At 41.7% G+C, this 22,726-nt stretch carries 23 protein-coding genes; 12 read left to right on the top strand and 11 right to left on the bottom strand.

Annotated elements, in window-relative coordinates; genetic code table 11:
• Positions 1–43 precede the first annotated feature (43 nt).
• A complete protein-coding gene (locus VR862_RS12870; RefSeq protein WP_324721388.1) occupies positions 44–1,261 on the top strand; it encodes an aminotransferase-like domain-containing protein in 1,218 nt (405 codons plus the stop codon).
• An 86-nt stretch (positions 1,262–1,347) separates the two neighbouring features.
• Here the strand turns inward: VR862_RS12870 and VR862_RS12865 are convergent, their stop codons facing one another.
• The 3 genes from VR862_RS12865 to VR862_RS12855 form a co-directional block, all read right to left on the bottom strand.
• On the bottom strand, positions 1,348–1,944 hold the full coding sequence (locus VR862_RS12865; protein WP_324721387.1) for an indolepyruvate oxidoreductase subunit beta: 597 nt from the start codon (positions 1,942–1,944) through the stop codon (positions 1,348–1,350).
• 15 nt (positions 1,945–1,959) lie between these two features.
• Positions 1,960–3,573, bottom strand: coding sequence for a thiamine pyrophosphate-dependent enzyme (locus tag VR862_RS12860; protein WP_324721385.1), 1,614 nt, complete (start codon positions 3,571–3,573; stop codon positions 1,960–1,962).
• A 368-nt stretch (positions 3,574–3,941) separates the two neighbouring features.
• Positions 3,942–4,388, bottom strand: a complete 447-nt coding sequence (locus tag VR862_RS12855; RefSeq protein WP_324721383.1) for an Hsp20/alpha crystallin family protein — start codon at positions 4,386–4,388, stop codon at positions 3,942–3,944.
• Positions 4,389–4,611: 223 nt separating this feature from the next.
• Here VR862_RS12855 and VR862_RS12850 point away from each other — a divergent pair, with 223 nt between their 5' ends.
• Complete coding sequence (locus VR862_RS12850) at positions 4,612–4,857, top strand: DUF1456 family protein (protein ID WP_324721382.1); 246 nt, start codon at positions 4,612–4,614, stop codon at positions 4,855–4,857.
• 6 nt (positions 4,858–4,863) lie between these two features.
• Positions 4,864–5,553 carry a phosphoadenylyl-sulfate reductase gene (locus VR862_RS12845; protein ID WP_324721381.1) on the top strand — a complete coding sequence of 230 codons (690 nt, stop codon included), beginning with the start codon at positions 4,864–4,866 and terminating at the stop codon, positions 5,551–5,553.
• Between the two features lie 56 nt (positions 5,554–5,609).
• Here VR862_RS12845 and VR862_RS12840 read toward each other — a convergent pair whose 3' ends face one another.
• The 4 genes from VR862_RS12840 to VR862_RS12825 all read right to left on the bottom strand — a co-directional run bounded on the left by VR862_RS12840 (position 5,610) and on the right by VR862_RS12825 (position 8,616).
• Positions 5,610–5,945, bottom strand: a complete 336-nt coding sequence (locus tag VR862_RS12840) for a hypothetical protein (protein ID WP_324721380.1) — start codon at positions 5,943–5,945, stop codon at positions 5,610–5,612.
• A 176-nt stretch (positions 5,946–6,121) separates the two neighbouring features.
• Complete coding sequence (locus VR862_RS12835) at positions 6,122–6,463, bottom strand: hypothetical protein (RefSeq protein WP_324721379.1); 342 nt, start codon at positions 6,461–6,463, stop codon at positions 6,122–6,124.
• A gap of 197 nt (positions 6,464–6,660) precedes the next feature.
• A complete protein-coding gene (sucC, locus tag VR862_RS12830) occupies positions 6,661–7,854 on the bottom strand; it encodes an ADP-forming succinate--CoA ligase subunit beta (RefSeq protein ID WP_324721378.1) in 1,194 nt (397 codons plus the stop codon).
• 105 nt (positions 7,855–7,959) lie between these two features.
• Complete coding sequence (locus tag VR862_RS12825; RefSeq protein WP_324721377.1) at positions 7,960–8,616, bottom strand: LON peptidase substrate-binding domain-containing protein; 657 nt, start codon at positions 8,614–8,616, stop codon at positions 7,960–7,962.
• A 180-nt stretch (positions 8,617–8,796) separates the two neighbouring features.
• Here VR862_RS12825 and lysA point away from each other — a divergent pair, with 180 nt between their 5' ends.
• A complete protein-coding gene (gene lysA, locus VR862_RS12820; RefSeq protein ID WP_324721376.1) occupies positions 8,797–10,023 on the top strand; it encodes a diaminopimelate decarboxylase in 1,227 nt (408 codons plus the stop codon).
• A gap of 137 nt (positions 10,024–10,160) precedes the next feature.
• Entirely contained in the window at positions 10,161–10,604 is a 444-nt protein-coding gene (locus tag VR862_RS12815) for a DUF4168 domain-containing protein (protein ID WP_324721375.1), read from the top strand.
• Between the two features lie 60 nt (positions 10,605–10,664).
• On the opposite strand, the gene VR862_RS12810 is transcribed toward VR862_RS12815, so the two are convergent.
• Positions 10,665–11,639, bottom strand: a complete 975-nt coding sequence (locus tag VR862_RS12810; protein WP_324721374.1) for a potassium channel family protein — start codon at positions 11,637–11,639, stop codon at positions 10,665–10,667.
• A gap of 129 nt (positions 11,640–11,768) precedes the next feature.
• Between VR862_RS12810 and VR862_RS12805 the strand changes: the two genes are divergently transcribed.
• On the top strand, positions 11,769–13,061 hold the full coding sequence (locus tag VR862_RS12805; protein WP_324721373.1) for an erythromycin esterase family protein: 1,293 nt from the start codon (positions 11,769–11,771) through the stop codon (positions 13,059–13,061).
• Positions 13,062–13,070: 9 nt separating this feature from the next.
• Complete coding sequence (locus VR862_RS12800) at positions 13,071–13,757, top strand: MBL fold metallo-hydrolase (RefSeq protein WP_324721372.1); 687 nt, start codon at positions 13,071–13,073, stop codon at positions 13,755–13,757.
• Here the strand turns inward: VR862_RS12800 and VR862_RS12795 are convergent.
• Positions 13,754–14,476, bottom strand: a complete 723-nt coding sequence (locus VR862_RS12795) for a DUF72 domain-containing protein (protein WP_324721371.1) — start codon at positions 14,474–14,476, stop codon at positions 13,754–13,756. The two genes, VR862_RS12800 and VR862_RS12795, sit on opposite strands and share 4 nt — an antisense overlap.
• A complete protein-coding gene (locus tag VR862_RS12790) occupies positions 14,473–15,258 on the bottom strand; it encodes an Fpg/Nei family DNA glycosylase (protein ID WP_324721370.1) in 786 nt (261 codons plus the stop codon). The genes VR862_RS12795 and VR862_RS12790 overlap by 4 nt, the downstream gene beginning before the upstream one ends.
• Before the next feature lie 128 nt (positions 15,259–15,386).
• Here VR862_RS12790 and VR862_RS12785 point away from each other — a divergent pair, with 128 nt between their 5' ends.
• Together VR862_RS12785 and VR862_RS12780 are read left to right on the top strand one after the other, a co-directional pair.
• Positions 15,387–16,073, top strand: coding sequence for a M48 family metalloprotease (locus VR862_RS12785; protein WP_416384501.1), 687 nt, complete (start codon positions 15,387–15,389; stop codon positions 16,071–16,073).
• Between the two features lie 198 nt (positions 16,074–16,271).
• Complete coding sequence (locus tag VR862_RS12780; protein WP_324721369.1) at positions 16,272–16,955, top strand: hypothetical protein; 684 nt, start codon at positions 16,272–16,274, stop codon at positions 16,953–16,955.
• 163 nt (positions 16,956–17,118) lie between these two features.
• On the opposite strand, the gene VR862_RS12775 is transcribed toward VR862_RS12780, so the two are convergent.
• Positions 17,119–18,645, bottom strand: coding sequence for a GH3 family acyl-acid amido synthetase (locus tag VR862_RS12775; RefSeq protein ID WP_324721368.1), 1,527 nt, complete (start codon positions 18,643–18,645; stop codon positions 17,119–17,121).
• Positions 18,646–18,799: 154 nt separating this feature from the next.
• Between VR862_RS12775 and VR862_RS12770 the strand changes: the two genes are divergently transcribed.
• The 3 genes from VR862_RS12770 (at position 18,800) to yidC (ending at position 22,710) form a co-directional block, all read left to right on the top strand.
• Positions 18,800–19,033 (top strand): DUF3820 family protein, encoded by a 234-nt coding sequence (locus VR862_RS12770; RefSeq protein ID WP_324721367.1) that lies wholly within the window; start codon positions 18,800–18,802, stop codon positions 19,031–19,033.
• 135 nt (positions 19,034–19,168) lie between these two features.
• Entirely contained in the window at positions 19,169–20,806 is a 1,638-nt protein-coding gene (gene pyrG, locus VR862_RS12765; RefSeq protein WP_324721366.1) for a CTP synthase, read from the top strand.
• Between the two features lie 65 nt (positions 20,807–20,871).
• Positions 20,872–22,710, top strand: a complete 1,839-nt coding sequence (yidC, locus tag VR862_RS12760; protein ID WP_324721365.1) for a membrane protein insertase YidC — start codon at positions 20,872–20,874, stop codon at positions 22,708–22,710.
• The last annotated feature ends 16 nt before the right edge of the window (positions 22,711–22,726 follow it).

The raw sequence follows: 22,726 nt of genomic DNA, 5'->3' as shown, positions 1-22,726 counted from the left end.
ACATCTTTGTTAATTTGATAGAACAGCAAAAACATTTATGGATATGTATGCATTTTCAAAAGCAGTCAATTCCATGCATTCCGAGGACGTCAAGCAATTGATGAAACAGGCTTCCGGGAAAAACCTGATCTCCTTTGCCGGTGGGATGCCAAACAATGACCTCTTTCCCGTGAAAGAGATCGATGAGATCTATAATTCCTTACCCGAAGATGTCAAAAAGTTATGTTTTCAATACGGTCCCACTTCGGGTTATCCTCCTCTGGTCAAATCCCTGGAATGCTACCTTGAAAATAAAGGTCTGGCAGTTGCCAACAACAAGATATTGATCACTACCGGCTCCCTGCAGGCCATATCCATTATTGCACGGGAATTTGTCAATGAGGGAGATATTATACTCACTGAAAATCCATGTTTTGTAGGAGCATTGACAGTTTTTGAAACTGTAGGCGCCGAAATACACAGCATACCGATTGATAAAAATGGGATTAACATAAAAGCTTTGAAGAGCAAAATTGAATCTTTGGACCGGAAGCCGAAATTTCTATACGTCACACCAAATTATCACAACCCGGCCGGAATAGTTTACACACCCGAAAGAAAAAAGGCTCTTTTAGAAGCTTTATCGGGTTCGGGAATAATTTTGATTGAAGATGACGCATATAGCGATCTTTATTTTGATGAAACCGAAAGACACCTCACCAGGTCGATGAAATCTATGGGTGACAATGATGTTGAGATCATTTACACAGGTTCCTTTTCAAAGATTCTCGGTCCCGGTTTCAGGTTAGGCTTTATGCTTTCTTCTGAAGAGATCTTCGAAAAAGCCGAAACAGTTAAACAGGCTTTAGATGCCTGTACTTCCAGTTTCACACAAATACTGGCGAATGAATTCCTGGTACAAGAAAAACTTGAGCCATATTTGACATTTTTGAGAAGTGAATACCTGGAGCGCAAAAATATGCTTCAGAAATATCTGAAGTTGTACATGCCTGAAGAGATCAAATGGAATGAACCCAAAGGAGGTTTTTACATATGGCTGAAACTACCGCCTCACATCAAATCTACCGACATATTTAAAGAAAGTGTGGCTAAAGGCGTTGTTTTTGTTACGGGCAGGACCTTTGATCCCGCCAGTGAAAAGGACGACAGGTTACGACTTTCATTTTCCAATATGCCAAAGGATCAAATCGAAAAAGGAGTCAGGATCTTATCTGAAGCCATTAACCAGGTGCTTCAAAGTTCTAAAGTAGGGATTTCCTAATCTTACTATGGAAGTTTCAAGTATAGGAAGTAAAATTTGTTTTAATCTCGTTTCCCGTACTACCTTTTAATTAAAGGTTGTTTCAGCTATGAATCGGCCAGATTGATAATCCCTTCTGCTACTTTTTTGCCTTCATTAAATGCCTCGAGGTTCAACCTGATAATCTTTTCACTTTTATGTTGGAATAACCTCCTGATGGCTTCGATCATGCTTGATTCTGACAAAGGAATTATGGAAGATGCTGCTCCCAGTAACACCATATTGGCAATCCTGGAATTCCCGATCTTTTTAGCGATCTGGGTTGCATCAACTATGATATGATTGGGATATTTCCCGATTTCTTTAAAAAGATCATCCTTATCAGGATAGTTGGAAGTATTTTGAAAAGTTTCTGAGTCGGTTATCAACCAGCCATCTTGCTTTAAAAAGGGCAAATATCTCAGTAACTCCATAGGTTCAACCGACAGGATAAGATCTGCCTTTCCTTCCGGAATTAGATCAGAAAATATTTCTTTGTCAGATATTCTTACGTGAGATTGCACCGCTCCGCCACGCTGACTCATCCCATGAACTTCAGACTGTTTGATGAACAGATTTTCGTTTAGAGCAGCCGTATCCAAAACCGCGGCAATCGTGAGGATCCCCTGACCCCCAACTCCTGATAATATGATATTAGTTCTCATCTGTTTCCTTTTATCTTAATTTAATGCAGCAATTCGGGCTTTGATCTGTTCTTTTTGATCTCTGGACAATCTCACGCAAGGTCTTTCGGAAATGATGACCGAGACTCCCTTGTACTTCAATTCCTTCCGAAGTAATTCTACGTTTTCCTTATGGTTCTTTTTAAGAGGTACGATGGTCTTAAGGTGATCGGGATGAACTCCGATTCCCAAACAGATCTTGTGTAGCCTTCCCACTGCAGTAGACTCCTGAGCTCCTGTCATGGCAACAGCCGAGTTATCTGAAATTATTACCGTTATTGGGGAATTTTTATAAACGGCATCTAAAAGACCCGTCATTCCGGAATGCGTGAATGTCGAATCACCAATTACCGCAATAACATTTTCCAGGCCGGCATCTGCAGCTCCTTTGGCCATGGTGATGGATGCTCCCATGTCAATTAGGGTATTGATCGTGTTTAAAGGCGGCAAAGCTCCCAGTGCGTAACAACCTATATCCCCAAAGACATTTTTGTTTCCGATCTCGGGAATCACTTCATTTATGGTATTAAAAAGATCTGTATGTCCACAGCCCTCGCACAATTGCGGAGGTCTTGGAGTAACTACAGAAGGTATAGGATTTAAACTGTTGTGATGAAAGCCCAGAGCTTTACCTACTATGCCCGGGGTCAGTTCTCCTGTGCGGGGAAGATCCCCGGATAACCGTCCTTTTGTCTTATCATCATCATCAAAATAATTGTGTAACAACTCTTCTACTATTGGATAACCTTCTTCAATGACCAGGATCTTTTCACACTGCCGGTACAATGATCTAATTTTTTCCTTGGGCAATGGATATTGAGAGATCTTAAGAATGGAATATGGAAATTCCTGCTCTCCAATATTTTCCATCACATAATTATAGGCTAATCCACAGGCTATAATTCCTACTTTAGAATCCTTACCCGGTATAAGATCATTGAAGGTTGAATTTTCAGAATATTGTATAAGGGTCTCCTGCTTGCTAACCAGTAGATCATACTGCTTTTTTGCATTCATGGGAAGTAAAGCAAATCGTGAAGTATCAACCGGTAGACTTATATTATTGGGATCACGTCTTTCTTTTACTTCTATGCCTGCACGGGAATGTGATAAACGGGTGACCAGCCTTAGGAGGACCGGTAATTTCAGTTTTTCCGAGAGTTCAAAGGCATAGAACATGACATCATAAGCTTCCTGCTGATTTGACGGTTCTAAAATTGGGATCATCGCGAACTTTCCGTAAAAGCGAGAGTCCTGTTCATTTTGGGATGAGTGCATGGAAGGATCATCGGCTACTACAACCACGAGTCCGCCATTCACTCCGGAAACGGCCATGTTCATAAAAACGTCCGATGCCACATTTAGCCCTACATGCTTCATGACCACCATAGATCTCTTGCCGACATACGACATTCCCAAGGCGGCTTCCATGGCTGTCTTTTCGTTGACAGACCAGGTGGTGTGTATCTTTAACTCCCTGGCCAGTTCTGATTTCTGGATGTATTCGGTAATTTCAGTTGACGGGGTGCCGGGATAGGCATAAACCCCGGACAGACCGGCATCGATACTTCCCTGAGCAAGTGCCTCATTTCCTAACAGTAAACTTTTCATCTGCTGAAATTTGATGTTTTTTTGCAGGAACGCAATGTCTTAGTTGTCATTCCTCTTTGTTATAGTTGTGACAACTAATTTAAAAGGATCCCGGCTTATAGAGTATGATCTTCATCATGCCGGGGTTTATCAAAAGAAAAGATTAAACCTTTTTCGGGAGAAAATCATCCATTGCCTTTATCCAAAAATGCTTTTTTGAAGGGTGGGTTTAAATCAGGGATAATTTCGATTAGCTGCACACAGAAGTGGAGGCAATCCATTTAGATTCAAGCACTGGAAACTCTGCCAGCCCGGTGTGCCTTGGTTGAAAATTGTGAAAACAAAAAAAAAACGCCCCGAAGGGCGTTCATAAAGTAGATCACTAAAATCTATTTGATATCTATTAAACGTTTGGCCTGTACCTTGGCATCCTCCCGTTTTGGAAGTTCTATCTTAAGAACTCCTTCATTGTATTTTGCAGATATCTTTTCGGGATCTACACTTTCAGGAAGGCTGAAGGCACGCTTAAAGCTAGTATAGCTAAATTCGCGTCTTGTAAATCTTCCGCCGTTTTCTTTTTTCTCATCTTCCTTCTTCACTTCAGAAGAAATTGTAAGTACACCGTTATCTAACTCCAGATTAAAATCCTTTTTGCTCATGCCTGGAGCGGCCACTTCAAGTGTAAAAGAATCATCGTTCTCCGCAATGTTCACAGCCGGTACGCTGGTTCCAATTCGGCTAAGCCCGTTGCTTCCATTATCCATCCAGTCGGTTTTGAACATATCGTCAAAAATAGATGGAAGCCAGTTGTCGGTGTTTCTCTTTATTAGGTTCATAACTTTAATATTTTGAGGTTATACATCTTTTTTATTTCCGTAAACTCTTAGTCAAATTAAATACCAGAGCGATTTATAAGACTTTTTGGCAGTTTAAAATGTAATTTTACAGACAAATTGTCACACCTTAAAAAGACTTTCTTCTCCTTTTCTCTTCTTTTAAGGGCTTAAAATCCCTGTTTATTCCATGGGGTTTTGTAATTTTATCGCGCAAAAACAAACTATGCCCCTATCTAATAATGATATCTTCAAAAAACTGAGAGTCGCTCTGAAACTCCGCGATGATGATATTGTACACATTTGCTCACTCGTTGATTTTAAGGTTACTAAAAGTGAGATCGGAGCCATCTTTAGAAGCGAGGACCACCCGAAGTACATGGAATGCGGGGATCAATTCCTGCGGAACTTTCTCAATGGTCTGGTGATCTACAAGAGAGGGCCTATGCCCAAAAAAGAAGATAAGAAGTAGCAGCCCATGGAAATTCTTGCAGAGAAGAGAATCGTATCCCCGGCCGAAGTTGATCAACTGAATAAAAAGTACAGGGAACTAAGCATATATGAAAGAATAGAAGAGCTTTACAAGGACTTTGGTCTTGCTGAAATCATGCTCACCAGTTCCTTTGCTGCAACATCGGCTTTTCTTTTAAAACTTTTTTCTGATGTTAACCGGGACCAACTGGTCTATTTCATAGATACCGGCTATCACTTCGAAGAAACCCTGGAATACAAAAAAAGCCTTTCGGATAAATACGGCCTTCGGGTGAAATCCATAAGTTCGGTTACAGAAGAATATGAATTCACCAGGAAGGATGAAACCTGGAAGAAAAATCCGGATTTTTGCTGCTACATAAATAAAGTAAAGCCTTTGGACCTCATCAAGGCCAAATATACAGTGTGGGTAAGTGGTCTCATGGAGTGGCAAAGTGACCACAGAGCCAGCCTGAACATTTTTGAAAACCGCGGAGAGATCCTAAAGTTCTATCCTCTCCTTGATGTGAGTAAAGAACAGCGTGACCGGTTTATTTCGGAGAACAACCTGCCTTTTCACCCATTAGTAGCGAAAGGATACAGCTCAATTGGTTGTACGCACTGTACTGTTCCCGGAAAGGAAAGGAGCGGCCGCTGGAACAACAATCCAAAGACCGAGTGCGGTCTACACCTTTAAATAAAAAATCCCGGAGTGATTACTTCCGGGATCTTTAGTCTACAAGGGAACTACTTTTAGCTCACCTTTGTTACAACAGTGAGTTCATAGATCTTACCTTTCATCCAGTATCCTGTGGGCAATTGCTTGTCGATCAACTGCTTCTGGATGTAATCATTGACCCTTTCGTTTGGAGAGGCCACAGAAAGGCTCTGGATCTTTTGATCTTCTGAAACAGAAAAGAATACCGTTACTTCAAGTGGCTCGCACTGAGTGGCTAAATTCATATCCTTTAGCATTCTTTCAATTTCTACAGATACTGAATCCGGATTTACAAGATTAATTTCCTTCGCTGAAACAGATGAAGAAAGGATCATTGCACATACTACTAACAACAGTTTTAGATTTTTCATGACGTTCGTTTTTTAAATTAATTGATGCGATTTAATGATTGATGATTTACTATAAAGACTTTTGAAAAAAGCAAATGTTACAGGCTCAAATCTTTTTAACAAAACTTTTGCAAGCTTTGGTGTAAGGATAAAAAAACCCGGCTTTTGGGCCGGGTGTGGTTTTGATTGCAGCAAAATTATCTCGTTGCCTGTACCTTTACGGGTAATTCATAGATCTTTTCAGCATCCCAGGAATTGCCGTAAAGCTTTTGATTTTCCAGTCTCTTTTTAAGAAATTGATTTACCTCTTCATTGGGAGAGTCGATCAACCTGATCTCTATTTTTCTTTCTGCATTCACTTTAAAGATCACGGTAACCGTGAAATCCTCTTCAATAACGAGATTCGAGTCAGAAAGCATCTTCTCTATCTGGAAACTTATTGGCTCCCATCTTTCTCCAAAATTAGCGTTGGAATTTGCAAAAGCTGTAGTTGATACTGTCAATACAAAGGCGGCTAAAAACTGTCTAAAGCATTTCATAATAATTCGTTTTTAAGATTAATTAATGATTGATGATTGTACCCTAATGACATGTTTGATCTTATCGTGTTACAGTATAAAAATTTCATTAACTTAATTTTAACACCTTCACATTCCTTCCTAAGCCCTTACCTTACAACAAAGCACAAAAAAAACCCCGGATCGCTCCGGGGTTCTCTTGATTCAACTATGTTGTATTATGCCAGTACTTCCTGTACTTTATCTGCTGCTTCCTGGAATTCAACAGCACTGTAAACGTCGAGTCCGCTGTTGTCTATCAATTCCTTGGCGATGTCTGCGTTTGTTCCCTGAAGACGAACAATGATAGGCACTTTTATAGTATCGCCCATGTTCTTGTATGCATCTACGATACCTTGTGCAACACGATCACATCGTACTATCCCTCCAAAAATATTGACCAGGATGGCCTTCACATTTTCATCTTTTAGGATAAGTCTAAATGCCTCTTCTACTCTTTTCGCATCGGCTGTACCACCTACATCAAGGAAGTTGGCCGGTTCTCCACCCGCCTGCTTGATAAGATCCATAGTCGCCATAGCAAGACCGGCACCGTTTACCATACATCCCACGTTACCATCAAGATCCACATAATTAAGACCTACAGCTTTTGCCTCTACTTCCACAGGATTTTCCTCTCTGGTGTCACGCATTTCAGCATAATCTTTATGACGGAAAAGGGCATTATCATCAAGAGTAACCTTTGCATCCACAGCCATGATCTTATCATCACTGGTCTTAAGCACAGGGTTGATCTCGAAAAGCGAGGAATCAGATTTTGAAAATGCCTCATAAAGGGACATTACAAATTTTGTCATTTCTTTAAAAGCATTTCCGCTTAGGCCAAGGTTAAAAGCAATTCTCCTCGCCTGGAAAGGCAGTAATCCTGTAGCAGGATCAATTTCTTCGTGAAATATAAGGTGCGGAGTTTCCTCGGCAACTGTTTCTATATCCATTCCACCTTCAGTAGAATACATGATCATATTTTTTCCGGTTGAACGGTTGAGAAGAACAGACATATAATATTCTTCCGGTTCGCTGTCTCCCGGGTAATAAACATCCTCGGCAATTAATACCTGATGAACTTTTTTACCTTCAGCAGAAGTTTGCGGCGTTACCAGATTCATTCCAATGATCTGCCCTGCGATCTCTTCAACCTCCTGAAGATTTTTGGCCAGTTTAACACCTCCACCTTTTCCACGCCCACCTGCATGCACCTGGGCTTTGATCACATGCCATCCTGTTCCGGTCTGTTCTGTAAGTTTTTTCGCAGCTTCAACTGCTTCTTTTGGATCCTGGGCAACAATGCCACGCTGTACGCGCACCCCAAAACTGCTCAAAATTTCTTTTCCCTGATATTCGTGTATGTTCATAATAAGGTGTTTCTTCAGTGTTTGTTAAGGTCCACAAAAGTAACAAATGTTAGAGGATTCTGCCAATCTTTTTTAGAGCATTGGCAGGAAAATAAGGCGTTTTGGCTACTTATTCGATTTTAACCTGAATTCCCGAAAATCAAGGGGATCAAAATTTCTGAAATGTCCGTTGAGTTCGATGATCTGTTTTGTGCGATTCATCTCCTGAACTACAGGAATAGTGATGAGTAAATGGTTGATTAGAAATTCCTGCCTTTCTTTTTCTGAAGTAAGTTTAAGCAACGAATATTCCTGCTGTTGAGAAAGCCCAATCTTGTGTGCCAGAGTATAGCTCCTAAAATTTTCCCGATCTATTATTGGTCGCGGAACTTCAAGGTGAACATACAGCTCAAAAATAAGCTCTAATAACTGATCTTTAAGAGCTTCGGAAGAATCATCTTTATCCTCAAGAAATTCGACATCTCCGCCCGCATAGAATTTTCCTTTTTCGTTATGATCAAACTCCGTAATCCTAAAAACCCTTAACCCCCGACAAACCACATCCCTGGCTCCCGATTCATATTTTCGCACAGTGTCCAGCAGTTCCATTTCGGTACCGTACTCCAGGTGGTTGTTCATATACACAGGTATCCCAAAGGTAATACCGCTGTGCTCACAATCATCGATCAATTGCTTATACCGCTTCTCAAAAATGTGAAGTGGCAACTTTTCTCCGGGATAAACAATAGTCTGTAAAGGAAAGAGGGCTAATCTTGAAACCATAACACCTTGAAATACAGATTTAAATTACAAAATTTCCTGAAGTATGCTAAAGTTCGGGTGAGAAAATTTACGGCTATTATTTATCTCATAAATAACATTTTGTTAGAATTGGTTAATTTTCACTAAGCGCTACGCAAAAGCCAAAAATCCCCTTTACTTTTGCGCCATAATTTGAATAGTATGAATAATCAGGACCTTCTAAGAATAGCAGAGGAATTCGGCAGCCCCGTATATGTTTATGATGCCGAAAAGATCATTTCTCAGTACAATCGTCTTACGGCAGCTTTTAGTAAAGTAAAGAACCTGCGAATTCACTATGCAGTTAAGGCCCTTTCAAATATTTCTGTTCTAAACTTATTTCAGAACCTCGGTGCAGGCCTGGATACTGTTTCCATACAGGAAGTAAAACTGGGACTGGAAGCCGGAGTAGATCCCTCTAAGATCATCTACACTCCAAACGGAGTTTCCCTCGAGGAGATAGAAGAAGTTGCCAATATGGGGGTGCAGATCAATATTGATAACCTCTCCATACTTGAACAATTTGGAACCAGGCATCCTAAAGTCCCCGTTTGTATAAGGATCAATCCGCATGTTATGGCAGGTGGAAATACCAATATCTCTGTTGGACATATAGATTCAAAATTTGGCATTTCCATTCACCAGATCCCTCACTTACTGCGTATCGTGGAAAACACGGGAATGCATATTAACGGAATTCACATGCATACCGGCAGTGATATCCTTGACATTGAAGTATTTCTTTATGCTTCGGAAATTCTTTTTGACACCGCACGAAATTTTAAAGACCTGGAATTCCTGGACTTCGGCAGCGGATTCAAAGTGCCATATAAAGAAGGGGATATTGAAACTAACATTGAAGAGCTGGGAGAAAAACTAACTGCAAAGTTCAAATCCTTCTGTAAGGAATACGGCCGTGACCTTACCCTTGCATTCGAACCCGGAAAGTTTCTGGTAAGCGAGGCAGGAAAGTTCCTGGCCCGGGTGAATGTGATAAAACAGACAACTTCCACAGTCTTTGCCGGAGTGGACACAGGTTTTAACCACCTCATCCGTCCAATGTTCTACGGTTCCCGTCATGAGATCCACAATATCTCAAATCCCCGGGGAAAGGAACGCTTCTATTCTGTTGTAGGATATATTTGTGAAACCGACACCTTTGCCAACAATCGAAGAATAGCCGAAATAAAAGAAGGAGACATATTAGCCTTTGACAATGCAGGAGCATATTGCTATTCCATGGCCAGCAACTTCAATTCCCGATATCGCCCGCCGGAAGTAATGTGGTACAATGGAGAGGCTCATCTTATCCGAAAGAGGGAGAATTTTGAGGATCTCACCCGGGGACAGGTAAAACTCGATCTTTCTTCTGTAAAGGAAAAAGCTTAGCACCACCCAAAAATGTCATTTTTGGGACATTTTTTAAGCAAAAGGTCCTAAAATTCTTCAGAAACAGGAAAAAGCCGGCTGTTCTTTGCCTTTCTTGATCATTACTGTTAGGTTTGTGAAAAATCAAAACGAAAATTATGATCTTAAGTAAGATGAAGATGTTAGGCCTTTTATTTTTCATGATGATAGGCACCACCACATTAACTGCTCAGACAGACGTGAGCGATCAGGAAATCGAGAAATTTGCCGTTACTTTTCAAAAGATGCGCATGATCAATCAAGAAGCGCAGCAGGAGCTAAGTAAGGTGATCACCGATGAAGGCATGGAGATCAACAGGTTCAATACCATTCACCAGGCCCAAATGGATCCTGAAAAGAACGTGGAAATGTCAAAAGAAGAAGAAAAAAAGTATCGGGAAGTAATAGAAGAGCTCAATTCAATGCAGGCAGAATTTCGCCAGGAGATCGAAGAAATGGTCGAAGAAAGCGGACTTTCCTTTGAGCGATATGAGGAAATTGGTAACCAACTGCAAAAAGATCCTGAACTTCAGGAAAGGCTTCGGGAAGAATTGACGAACTAGGAAATCTGGTTCAGTAAAATCAAAGGCTGCTCAAAAATGCCATTTTTGAGCAGTCTTTTTTTATCTCTGTTCCTCAAGCCTGTATACTTCTTTCCAGTTCCATCCTGCATATTTGAGACTTGAGGAGAACTGCTTGTCTATTTCAACTTTATTTTCAAAGTAATAGCCATATTTCATCCAGTGGCTTCTATAAGTCTTTAGTTCCTCCTCGCTATGTTCAGAAGCATCTGCTTCTTCCAGTGCCAGGTCCAGATATTTTTCTATTCCGTTTATTATTACTGAAAGTTTCTTGTACTGCACCGTTTCCTTTTTCCAATCCAGCCTAATGATCATTAACACCTCATAAAGCCGCGCAAGCTGAAGGATCAATGCAGACTCATGATTCTTGGAAAGAAAATAATTGGCCATTGGAAAAGCTAAGTAGCTACTAGCGTTCTGCAAAATTTGCTGTCTTAGGTCGCTGGCATTGGAAACCAGGTTTTCCAGGTCCTCCTGCTGCTTATAGAAACTGAAGATTTCCTCCACATCTTTTCCCATGGTATAAATAAAGAACGACAATTGTTTTTTACTCAGTACTGCGTTGATCACACTTAAAAGGTAGGTGAGCCCCGTTGTAATGAGAATAAAACCCGAAAAAGAAAGGATTCCGGCAAGCACCCGACCGGTGTCGGTTCCCGGTACAAAATCTCCCACGCCTAAGGTTGAAAGCACATAAGAAGTGAAGTAAAATCTCTCGGGATGATCTGCAGGTACTCCTGTGGTGCCATTTACTACCATTTCTTCCCCCGCACTAAAAACAGTGTAAGCTCCTATAAACAGTAGTAACATCCATAAGAAAGTGGTGACAAGAAGATGGGTAAGACCAGAAAACTTAAAGATGGTTCGTGCCCTGTTCTGAATGAAGATCCGGTTTAAGATCTGGTTGATGATCCTCGAAAAGATCCCAAATCCATTACCAGATAAGGTAGTATGAAAAAAATCGAGGTATGTAAAAAGGATAATAGCTAGTCCAATTACGATTTGAGCTGTTTCCATATTTTCTAAATTAATTAAAACCTCCTTAAAAAACTCTAATATGGACTTAAACTTTTCTAAAGCCTCACCTCCTCATTCCCATAACAGTCAGTGATTTTCGTAAATTATGAGATCTCAAAATAAGTTGATATGGAAGCGGAAAAGAAAAAAGAGAAAGAATACATCACACCTTTACAAAATGCACAGGATCTCGATCCTCTTCTGGACAAGATCGGAGATTCCAAATATGTGCTGTTGGGAGAGGCCAGTCATGGAACACACGAATACTACACCTGGAGGGCCGAGATCTCCAAAAGGCTCATTAAGGAAAAAGGCTTCTCTTTTGTTGCTGTAGAAGGAGACTGGCCAGATTGTTTTGAGATCAATCGTTGGGTAAAGGACCTTCCCGGTACTCCTTCAAAGATCTCTGAGGTACTCCAAAAGTTCAAGCGGTGGCCTACCTGGATGTGGGCAAATTGGGAAATCGCTGCTTTTGCTGAATGGATGAAAGATCACAATAAAAATTTAGACCCAAAGGAAAAGATCGGGTTCTATGGGCTTGACGTTTACAGCCTTTGGGAATCGATGGAGATCATTGTCAACTACCTGGAAAAAGAAGATCCTGAAGTCGCCGCCCTTGCCAGGCGGACAGCCGACTGTTTTGAGCCGTACCGGCAGAACGACTCTTATGTCACTGCCTACCGCGGAATGAAGCAGAAGTGCAGAAATGAAGTTGTTCAGCTTCTCAAGGAGGTGCGACAAAAAACTGAACAATACGAAAATGAACCTGAAGCGGGACTTAACGCTGAACTGAATTCTCTGGTGCTAAAAAACGCTGAAAAATACTATGAGGCCATGGCACAGTTTGACCATTCCTCCTGGAATGTAAGGGACAGCCACATGGTCGAAACCCTGAATACTCTCATGGATTATCATGGCAAGGACGCAAAAGTTATAGTCTGGGAGCATAACACGCATATTGGGGATGCAAGAGCAACGGGTATGGCTGCACAAGGCCTGCACAATGTAGGGCAACTGGTGAGGCAACAACATTCTAAAGATGGAGTTTATCTTGTAGGTTTTGGATCTTATGAAGGATCGGTGATCGCAGGAGATTTCTGGGGAGCACCCATGAAGAACATGGAGTTGCCAAAAGGTATTGAAGGAAGCGTAGAAAAGATGTTACACACTATGGGAGCCGAAAATAAGCTGTTACTTTTTGAAGAAGGGACAGATCTTTACGAAAAAATGCAGGAGAAGTTTGGGCATCGTGCCGTAGGCGTGGTGTATGATCCTCATCGGGAAAGAGGTAACTATGTACCTTCAAAAATGGCAAAAAGATATGATGCTTTTATGTACATCGACCAAACCCGTGGTCTACACCCACTCCACCTGCAGCCCGACGGCAGCAAAACTCCAGAAACTTATCCCTTCGGAATATAAACCTGAAATATGAAGATAAAGATCCTTGGCACCCGCGGAAAAATAGAACCACAAGCACAAGACCACGTCCGTCATACCGGCTTTTTAATTGATGAACGGATTTTAGTTGATGTGGGAGAAGCTGAATATATGGACAATCGACCTGGAGCAGTGGTCTTCACTCATTTTCATCCCGACCATGCTTTCTTTGTGCCCGAAAAGGAAAAATTCACTCCTGATATTCCACTTTTTGGACCCGAAGCTCATGAGCTCATTCCAGAGCTACAGATGATCTCCGGTAAGTTCGAAGTGGAAGGCTACACCTTCACCCCTATTCCTGTCATACATGCTTTGAAACTGAAATCCCTGGGATACATAATTGAGAAAGACCAAAAAAGGCTATTCATTACGGGAGATGTGGCCTGGATCGAAAAATCCAACCTCGCTAAAATTCCTCCCCTCGACCTTGTCATTACAGAAGCCAGCTTTATCAACAAGGGCGGCAGAATAAACAGGAAAAGAGACAAGATCTTTGGACATACCGGGGTGCCAGACCTCATTCGGCTATTGAGTCCTCACGCCAAAAAGGTCGCTTTTTGCCACTATGGAAACTGGTTCTTCGAAAAAACTCCGGAAGAGAGCAAGGAACAAATAAAGGCTCTTGAACAAGAGGTGGAGCTCATTCCCGCACATGACGGTATGGAGTTGGAAATTTAACCTTGCCCGAATATCTCTTTTAATTGTCTTGCATTTACGGGAGCATGCGCATGAATATCATTATTGAAGTAGATGTAGATCTCTTTCAATCCACTGTCCTTGATCTTTCGATGCCATTCTCTCAATTCAGTTTCAGAGTATAAATGATCATACCAATCCTTTCCTGTACCGTGAAAGCGCAGGTAACCGATTTTACCGGTTGTAATAAGATCATCGGGAAATTCGGGACTGGAGATCGAACTGAAAATGATCTTGTTCTTTCTCAAAATCCTGTAGACTTCTTCATCATACCAGGAGTCATGGCGAAACTCCAGCACATTCTTTATACCTGGATCCAGCGTCTGACAAAATTCTTCCAGCTTTTCATCATTCCGGTGAAGGTTTGGGGGCAACTGCCAAAGTACGCAACCCAGATTCTTTTTTAGAAGCTTTGCCAGCACTTCAAAATCCCTCACACTTTCGGAAACCTCTTTGAGTTTTTTTCGGTGAGTCACGTACCGATGTCCCTTTAGCGTAAACTGAAAATCTTTTTCAACAGTATCTTTCCAGGAATGCAGTGCATTCTCCCTGGGAAACCTGTAAAATGTATTGTTGATCTCTACGGTGTCAAAAATATCAGAATAATATTCTAGCCATTTTCGCTGCGGCATTTTTTGCGGATAGAAAGGTCCCCGCCATTCCTTATAATTATATCCTGAACAGCCAATATGCACCTTCATTTTTGCTCTTTTTGACAGGATGGACAAAAATAGGTGCTGCGACCGGAAACCTTTATCTGCTTTATTTTCCCTTCACACTTAGGACAGTCATCCCCTTCTTTTCTGTGTTTTATTAAAAAAGAATCAGGAAAGTCATCCCTCACTCCTTCTTTTTTAATGGCCGTTTCCAGCACGCTCTTCATTTTCTTAAAAAGTTGCTTTTGTTCTTTTTCTGAAAGTTTACCGGTTTTTGTTTTTGGGTGGATCTTACACTGGTACAGCATTTCATCTGAATAAACATTACCTATACCGGCCATGACGTGTTGATCTGTGAGTACTCCTTTGATGCTTCCGGATTTATCTTTCAACAGCTCCAGAAATTCCTTTTCTTTCAGCTCCAGGGCATCCTTTCCCAGCTCCTGCCTTTCCCTGAAGTCCTGAAGACCTTCAGCTAAAAAAAGTTTCCCCAGCTTCCTTCTGCACACATAGGCCAAATGATCATTATCCTCAAAAGAGAAGATCACCCGGGAATATTTGGGCGGCTCCTGGTTCCTGTAATATTCGATCTTGCCGGTCATTCCAAAATGCATTACCAGCACTTTGTCTCCCGTAGTCTCTATTACCAGATATTTACCGAGCCTATGGCTCCCTGTAAATGCGTTTCCCTTAAGGGCCTTCAAAAATTCATCTTTAGGGGCCTGTAGACCGCCTGTATGCAAAAAGTCTATAGCAGTGATCTTTTTATTTAAGGAGGTGGCATCAAGGTAATCCTTAGAAAGGGTAATTTCCGGTAGTTCTGGCATAGTCGTTGTCTTTTGGTTCTCCTTTTAAATTACTTAAAATCAGTTGAACACCCTATTTTTTATGAAAAGTTTGGAAAAATTCCGTTATGTATATTCTAACTTAAAGGGGCAGAAATAAAAAAACCAAAATGCACAGCATCCTTAAACGAACATACTTTTTCTTGTTTTTGACACCCCTTATTGCAGGGAGCTGGAGCTGTGCTGCGAAAAAAGATATGGAAGAAGAAAAGATCATCTATAAGGAAAACAAAATCATTCCGGAAAGCATCTTAAATGAGGCTAAGATCGCCCTTTCGTACTATCCCGAGCTGGAAGATGTTGAAATTGAATTCAAATTCAAGCAGGACATAAAAAAATCTTTTATGCAGGCACAGCCAAAGATTTCCAACCTGTTCAAAGGCAAAAAGAACCGGAGCTATTATGTGTTCATAAGCAATAAGTTCCTTATAGAAGACGAAGAATTTTCAATGGCCGATGTTCCTTCTGAAGTACTCATTGGCTGGCTGGGACATGAACTGGGACATATCATGGATTACCGTCACAAATCGGCTTTGGGGCTTGTGATCTTTGGCGCCCGATATATAACTTCTGAAAACTACATTAAAGAGGCAGAACGTGCTGCCGATACCTACGCCGTAAACAGCGGAATGGGAGATTATATTCTTGCCACCAAGGATTTTATTTTGAACCACTCACATCTTTCAGATTCTTATAAAGAAAGGATCGCCCGTCTCTATCTCTCTCCTGAAGAGATCCTTGTTCTTGTAAATGAGCTCGAAGAAAAAATGGAAGAAGCCGAAAAAGAGGAAAGTTAGATCCAATTCTTATTTAATATTTAATATTGATTACTGAATGTTGAATTGATTATTTGAATTTCCGTAAGTTGTGGCATATACATTGATTTATTTAATGCTATCAAACTAACACCACCGGTGACCATTATGAAAGGTTTCGCGAAAATTACTTTCCTGCCTGAGGCCTTTTCGCAGGTGCCACAAAAGCTTTTATCAAATTTGTCAACAAAAAAAATTCTTGTCTTTCTCCTTGTTTTTCCCTTTCTCGGCGGAAACTGGAGCTGTGCAACAAAGAAAAGCCTTGAAGAAAAAAAGGTCGTTTTTGAAGACAACAAGATCATTCCTCAAAATATTATAGGAGAAGCCAGGGTCGCCCTCTCCTTTTATCCTGAACTTAAGGATGTAGAGATCGAGTTCAAGTACAAAAAAGGGATCAAGAAATCGTTTATGCAGGCGCAGCCTAAGGTAACCACCCTTTTCAACGGAAAAAAAGCTCGTAGCTATTATGTTTTCATGAGTAATAAATTTCTCATTCAGGATGAAGAGTTCTCGATTACCGAAATTCCTTCTGAGGTGCTTATAGGTTGGCTGGGGCACGAGTTGGGACATATTGTGGATTACCGGGATAAGTCGGCCATGAAGCTGGTGAAATTCGGAACAAGATATGTTACTTCAGATAAATTCATCAAAAAAGCAGAACGTACGGCAGATACTCATGCCATTAATCGCGGCCTGGGAAAGTACATTTTTGCTACCAAAGATTTTATCCTGAATCATTCCACTCTTTCTGACTCCTACAAAAGGAGGAAGGCCCGTCTTTATCTTTCTCCGGCGGAAATTTTAGCTCTGGTGAATGATCTTGAAGAGGAGGTGCCTGAGGAAATAGAAGAAGAGGAAAGCTAGCCTCACATTATATGTAGAATGTCCATTGTATATCGACCTGGTCCTCAAATCGTTTGTGCGTTTGCACTATAAGGAACTAAGCTGTTGCCTCTGTTTGTAATTTGGAAATTTAGACCGGAGCTAAAGCGTTCGATATTTGAGGATTTCCGGTTATTGCTACTTGTTAATTGCTCATTGATCTCACAAATTCTTCCCATTGAGCAAATTTATCTTCTTTCATCACCTTTTCCATTTTCACCTGTCCGCCCTTCTTTTTATTCGATGCGCTCCATTCTGTAAATACCTCAGGAGAAACTCTCACCACTTCTACCCCTTTTAAGGCCTTACTGCGGGCAACTCCATAATTCTTATTTGCTTCCTGCAGGGCGGCGTCAAGTGAAGCGGCCAGTTCCTTTTCATCCACCTTATCTTCTGTTCCCAAATACCATTTATGTATATATTCCCCGTCCTTCTTTACAGCTGCCACCGTGAACTCCGGAATACTGATGCTATACTTTTTCTCCATTTCCTTAATGGCATCATTCATTTTGTTGACCGAAAGTTGTGACCCCACCACATTCAGGAAGAATTTGGTTCTTCCGGTGATCCTTATTTCATGCCGTTCCAGGTCGGTGAATTTCACGGTATCTCCAATCACATAGCGCCATGCTCCCGAAACTGTACTTATCAAGAGGACATAATCTTTTTCAGCCTCCACCTTTTCCAACGGAAGCACAGGAGCATCGGTTTTGACCGAGCCATCTTCTTCAATGTATTCCGGTTTAAAAGGCACAAATTCAAAGTAGATCCCATTGTCAACCACAAGCTGCATGGAGCGGGTCTCTGGCCTGGATTGAAAAGCCATAAACCCTTCAGAAGCCAGGTAAGTGTCGATCACCACCAGAGGATGCGCCACCAGTTTTTCGAATTCCTTTTCATAAGGCTCAAAAGCTACTCCTCCAGTAGAATAGACCATGAGGTTGGGCCAGATCTCATGAATATTTGAGACCTTATGAAACTCAATGATCTTCTTGAGCATAAGTTCGGTCCAGGAAGGGATTCCAGTTAAGGCGCCAATATCCCAGTTCTTTGCCTCCCTGGCAATTTGCAGAACCCGCTCATCCCAATCCTCAATCTCGGCAATCTCAACGCCGGGTTTATAGAAATTGCGAAACCAAAAGGGAATATTGCTTGCGCTTATTCCACTTATTTCTCCTTCTTCATGATCCTCCACCTTCTTAAGATCTGTAGAGCTTCCCAACATCATGATCTCCTTCTGAAAAAAATCTGATGGCAGGTCATAATTCGCCAAAGAACCCACCTGCTTGATACCGGTTTGGCGGATGGCTTCCACCATATCATCTGTCACCGGTATCCTTTTGCTCGATTTTCCTGTAGTACCCGAGCTCAGTGCAAAGTAGGGAGGTTTTCCTGGCCAGGTAACATCTTCTTCTCCTTCATGCATTTTTTGCCACCACTCCTCATTGATCTTATTGTAGTCAAAAATGGGAATTCGGCGAGAGAATTCGGCTTTGATATCATCTGCTTCCAGAATTTCAGAAAACCTGTAGTGCTGGCCAAAAGCAGTATTTTTTGCTTTTTCCAACAGTCCTTTTAGTACCTCCTCCTGGGCTTCAAATGGTCTGGGTTGAGAAGTGAGGGCATCCTTTGCCTGAATTATTCCTTTTATGATCGATCCTATGACTGCCATTGATTCAAATTTGGCTGAAATTACTGAAAAGCCCATGAAGAGCCTGAAGAGGCGGTTTTAATTATCAAGATTTTAACCTTTTTAGAGCCTGAGATCAGAACAATTACTTCAGAAAAAAGCCGACATATTTTTGCTTTTTTGAGACCTTAGCCGCATGGAACTTCAGCCCAACTATAAAGCGCTTCTTGAACTTGCCCACGCCAAAATGCACTTTGGAAAGTATAAGGGGCGATATCTTTCAGAATTACCTGAGTTTTATTTGGTGTGGTTTAGGCAGAAAGGCTTTCCGAAGGGAAAAACAGGAGATCAGCTTCAACAGGTACTCGACCTTAAGGTAAACGGGATGGAAGATATCCTGAGGACAATTAGAAGAAAGTATCCAAAATGATTCGCCGAAACTCCCTTTTTGACACCTTAAAAACCTTAAAGTTTTGCTAACATATTCTGTTGCAAATGGTTTCTTTTTCTTTTCTTCTTTGTAATTTAGCGCCCTGAATAAAAGACGCACAAATACCTCTCAAAAATGGCTGAAACCAAGTATATTTTTGTCACCGGCGGCGTGTCCTCATCGCTTGGAAAAGGCATCATCGCTGCTTCCCTGGCAAAATTACTGCAAGCGCGCGGGTACAAGACGACTATTCAGAAACTGGACCCTTACATCAATGTTGATCCCGGTACCCTGAACCCTTACGAACATGGCGAATGCTACGTGACTGAAGATGGTGCCGAGACAGATCTCGACCTGGGGCATTATGAGCGTTTCCTCAATGTTAATACTTCCCAGGCCAATAATGTGACCACGGGGCGTATCTACCAAAGTGTGATCGAAAAAGAGCGCCGGGGGGAATTTTTAGGTAAAACTGTGCAGGTTATTCCGCATATCACCAATGAGATCAAGGAACGGGTGCAGCTACTTGGGAAAAATCACGAGTATGACATCGTGATCACAGAAATAGGTGGAACGGTTGGGGATATCGAGTCCCTACCCTACATCGAAGCTGTGAGACAGCTCAAATGGGAACTGGGAGATGACAATGCTCTGGTGATCCATCTTACGCTTGTTCCATACCTTTCTGCTGCAGGAGAACTGAAGACCAAACCCACACAGCACAGTGTGAAAACACTAATGGAAAGCGGATTGCGGGCCGACATTCTTGTTTGCCGTACCGAACACGAACTATCTGACGATATTAGAAGGAAACTCGCCCTCTTTTGTAATGTAAAGCAGGAGGCAGTGATCCAGTCTATTGACGCATCTACTATCTACGATGTGCCGAATATGATGTTAACGGAGGGGCTTGACACGGTGACTTTGAAAAAGCTGAACCTTCCTGATGATACTACTCCGAACCTTACTCAGTGGAACGAATTTTTGAAACGTCACAAAAATCCGAAACACGAGGTGAAGATTGGATTGATAGGTAAATATGTGGAGCTTCAGGATTCCTATAAATCAATTCTGGAGGCATTTATTCACGCCGGTGCTGCCAATGAAGTGAAGGTAAACATCGAGAGCATACATTCGGAATTTATTAATGACACTACTATAGAGCACAAGATCGCTCACCTGGACGGAATTCTTGTCGCTCCCGGTTTTGGAGAACGAGGAATCGAAGGAAAGATCGACGCAGTGAGATTCGCCAGGGAAAACAAACTACCTTTTCTCGGAATTTGCCTGGGAATGCAGATGGCAGTGATCGAATTTGCCCGAAATGTGCTTCAGCTTAAAAACGCCAATTCTACCGAAATGGATCCTACCACTCCGCACCCGGTAATCGATCTAATGAAGGAGCAGAAAGAGATCACCCACCTGGGAGGAAGTATGCGATTGGGATCATGGGAATGCGAATTGAAGGATGACACCATTGCCAAGGAGGTCTACGGCACCAATAAGATCTTTGAAAGACATCGTCACCGTTACGAATACAACAATCGTTATGCTACTCAACTGGAGTCGCATGGCTTGAAAAGTACGGGGGTTAACCCAAAAACAAATCTTGTGGAGATCGTGGAGATCGAGGATCATCCATGGTTTGTTGGTGTACAATACCACCCCGAATACAAAAGTACGGTTGCGAGTCCGCACCCTTTATTTATGGCTTTTATAAAGGCCGCTAAAAATTATTCACAGAAAAAAAAGAATGCCAGTCTGGCACAATAGGCTTGTTTGGTTAGAAAGTTGACCTGGAAGCACAGCGGAAGATCCCGCACTTATTAACTTTTAGAATGGAAGAAAAAAAATTAGATATTAATTCCCTGATAGGTTTCCTTTTAATTGGAGGAATCCTGCTTTGGATGTTGTACATGAATCCCTCTGCCCCCGAAGTTGAGGAAGAAACCACCACAGAACAAGTTGTAGTCACTCCGGATGAGGAGCAGCAAGTGGCAACAACAAATGCGCTTCAAGAAGCAGATTCTGCTGCAGTTGCAAGGGCAGCCAGCAGGTTAGGCGAATTTGGATATTCGGCCACCTTACCTTCAGCTACAGAGAATGAAACTTCGGTGGAGAATGATGTCTTAGACCTCAAGTTCTCTAATAAGGGTGGTTATCTTTCCGAAGTAAGGATGAAGAATTTCAAGACTTTTGATTCAATTCCTGTTTATTTGATAAAAGGCGACAACGCCTCTTTCAACCTGACATTTGCGACTACAGATGGCAGGGTGCTGAACACAAAAGACCTTTACTTTGAACCTACCGTGACCAAAAGCGGAGATAATACTATTGTCTCCATGAAACTCAAAGTTTCACCCGATGAATTCCTGGAATACCGTTATGTTTTGAAGCCGGGTGAATACATGCTCGACTTTACTATTCGCTCCCAGGGATTAAATGACGTGTTAAATTCTTCGGAGCCTATTGTCCTTGACTGGAAACTAAAAGGTTACCGTCATGCCAAGAGTATTAGCTACGAAAACCGTTACACCGAGCTCGTCTATGAATATGACGGAGGTGATGATGACTATGTCACCGATGGAGAAGATGAAGAGAACGACATCACCTATGTTGCATACAAACAGCATTTCTTCACTTCCATCCTGCTCACCGATACACCTTTTGAAACAGGAAAGTTTAAGTCTGAAGACCTGGTTGAGGATGAAGAGGTGGATACCCTTTACACCAAAGCTTTTGCTTCTACATTTCCTTTAGAGCTAAAAGGAGGGGAATTGAATTACAATATGAACTGGTACTATGGGCCAAGTGATTACCAGATCCTCAACGATTACGACCGCAATCTTGATGAGATCATGCCACTGGGCTGGGGGATCTTTGGCTGGATCAACAGATATGTTTTCATACCATTCTTCTCGTTCATCACCAACTACATGGGGTATGGAATTGCAATTATTGTAATGACCATAGCGATCAAACTCGTGTTGTCTCCCGTTCAGTACAAACAGTACCTGTCTCAGGCGAAGATGAAGGTGCTGCGGCCGGAGATCAACGAACTAAACGAGAAGTATAAGGACAACCCTATGAAAAAACAGCAGGAGACTATGAAGCTGTATAGCAAAGCCGGGGCCAGTCCTATGAGCGGATGTCTACCTGCCTTAATGCAGCTGCCGGTTTTCTATGCCCTTTTCATGTTCTTCCCAAGTGCTTTCCAGCTAAGACAAAAAGGATTTTTATGGGCAGATGACCTTTCCAGTTATGATACTATAGCTCAGTTACCATTCTACATTCCATTCTATGGAGATCACGTGAGCTTGTTCCCTATTCTGGCTTCTATTGCAATCTTCATTTACATGATGATGACAACGGGACAGACGATGCAGAATGCACAACAGCCGGGGATGCCTAACATGAAATTCATCATGTACCTGTCTCCACTTTTCATGCTGATTTTCTTTAACAATTATGCAAGTGGATTATCACTTTATTATCTGACTTCCAACCTTATTACTATAGGGATCATGTTGGTGATCAAGAATTTCATCATCGATGAAGATAAGATCCACGCTCAGATCCAGGAGAATAAAAAGAAGCCGAAGAAACAAGGAAAATTTGCACGAAAAATGCAGGAAATGATGGAGCAGGCAGAACAACAGAAAAAGAAAGGCAAATAAAATTTATCCTTTTAAA

Source organism: Salinimicrobium aquimaris (assembly GCF_035607535.1).
In the GTDB taxonomy this organism is placed as follows: Bacteria; Bacteroidota; Bacteroidia; order Flavobacteriales; family Flavobacteriaceae; genus Salinimicrobium.
This window is presented reverse-complemented; position numbering and strand designations above follow the sequence as displayed.

Coding starts and splice junctions, on each gene's coding strand:
- VR862_RS12850 (WP_324721382.1), top strand. CDS start 4,612: ATGCCCCTATCTAATAATGATATCTTCAAAAAACTGAGAGTCGCTCTG.
- VR862_RS12865 (WP_324721387.1), bottom strand. CDS start 1,944: ATGAGAACTAATATCATATTATCAGGAGTTGGGGGTCAGGGGATCCTC.
- VR862_RS12845 (WP_324721381.1), top strand. CDS start 4,864: ATGGAAATTCTTGCAGAGAAGAGAATCGTATCCCCGGCCGAAGTTGAT.
- VR862_RS12805 (WP_324721373.1), top strand. CDS start 11,769: ATGGAAGCGGAAAAGAAAAAAGAGAAAGAATACATCACACCTTTACAA.
- yidC (WP_324721365.1), top strand. CDS start 20,872: ATGGAAGAAAAAAAATTAGATATTAATTCCCTGATAGGTTTCCTTTTA.
- VR862_RS12775 (WP_324721368.1), bottom strand. CDS start 18,645: ATGGCAGTCATAGGATCGATCATAAAAGGAATAATTCAGGCAAAGGAT.
- VR862_RS12860 (WP_324721385.1), bottom strand. CDS start 3,573: ATGAAAAGTTTACTGTTAGGAAATGAGGCACTTGCTCAGGGAAGTATC.
- VR862_RS12815 (WP_324721375.1), top strand. CDS start 10,161: ATGATCTTAAGTAAGATGAAGATGTTAGGCCTTTTATTTTTCATGATG.
- pyrG (WP_324721366.1), top strand. CDS start 19,169: ATGGCTGAAACCAAGTATATTTTTGTCACCGGCGGCGTGTCCTCATCG.
- VR862_RS12770 (WP_324721367.1), top strand. CDS start 18,800: ATGGAACTTCAGCCCAACTATAAAGCGCTTCTTGAACTTGCCCACGCC.
- VR862_RS12810 (WP_324721374.1), bottom strand. CDS start 11,639: ATGGAAACAGCTCAAATCGTAATTGGACTAGCTATTATCCTTTTTACA.
- VR862_RS12800 (WP_324721372.1), top strand. CDS start 13,071: ATGAAGATAAAGATCCTTGGCACCCGCGGAAAAATAGAACCACAAGCA.
- VR862_RS12870 (WP_324721388.1), top strand. CDS start 44: ATGTATGCATTTTCAAAAGCAGTCAATTCCATGCATTCCGAGGACGTC.
- sucC (WP_324721378.1), bottom strand. CDS start 7,854: ATGAACATACACGAATATCAGGGAAAAGAAATTTTGAGCAGTTTTGGG.
- VR862_RS12835 (WP_324721379.1), bottom strand. CDS start 6,463: ATGAAATGCTTTAGACAGTTTTTAGCCGCCTTTGTATTGACAGTATCA.
- VR862_RS12790 (WP_324721370.1), bottom strand. CDS start 15,258: ATGCCAGAACTACCGGAAATTACCCTTTCTAAGGATTACCTTGATGCC.
- VR862_RS12785 (WP_416384501.1), top strand. CDS start 15,387: ATGCACAGCATCCTTAAACGAACATACTTTTTCTTGTTTTTGACACCC.
- VR862_RS12840 (WP_324721380.1), bottom strand. CDS start 5,945: ATGAAAAATCTAAAACTGTTGTTAGTAGTATGTGCAATGATCCTTTCT.
- VR862_RS12855 (WP_324721383.1), bottom strand. CDS start 4,388: ATGAACCTAATAAAGAGAAACACCGACAACTGGCTTCCATCTATTTTT.
- VR862_RS12825 (WP_324721377.1), bottom strand. CDS start 8,616: ATGGTTTCAAGATTAGCCCTCTTTCCTTTACAGACTATTGTTTATCCC.
- VR862_RS12795 (WP_324721371.1), bottom strand. CDS start 14,476: ATGAAGGTGCATATTGGCTGTTCAGGATATAATTATAAGGAATGGCGG.
- lysA (WP_324721376.1), top strand. CDS start 8,797: ATGAATAATCAGGACCTTCTAAGAATAGCAGAGGAATTCGGCAGCCCC.